This window comes from Aeromonas media (assembly GCF_000819985.1).
In the GTDB taxonomy this organism is placed as follows: domain Bacteria; phylum Pseudomonadota; class Gammaproteobacteria; order Enterobacterales; family Aeromonadaceae; genus Aeromonas; species Aeromonas media.
In genome coordinates this window covers 1,655-1,955 of record NZ_CDBZ01000181.1, presented here as the reverse complement: position 1 = coordinate 1,955, position 301 = coordinate 1,655, and positions in this window count along the sequence as shown.

The following is a 301-nucleotide window of genomic DNA, read 5'->3' as shown; positions in this document are numbered from 1 at the left end:
GTTCCCCAGCCCCCGCCACGCCGGCAGAGAGCGCCTCGCTCACATAGCGGGAGTTCCTGCCCCCTCTCCCCCTACCATTCATTACTGCCAGTGAATTTTCATATCAACCGAGTGCCATTTCAGTGAACACCCCACCGCCCTAGATTGCTTCTCGAACTTTAACGAGGAGTCTTGTATGAAACTCACCCATATCCCGTTGCTGGCTGGCACCCTCGCCTCGGCCTTCTCTTTCAACACCTTCGCCGGTGACCTTGTCTCGGTGCAGTTCAGCAACTCTTTTTTCTTGGGACACCCACCTTTT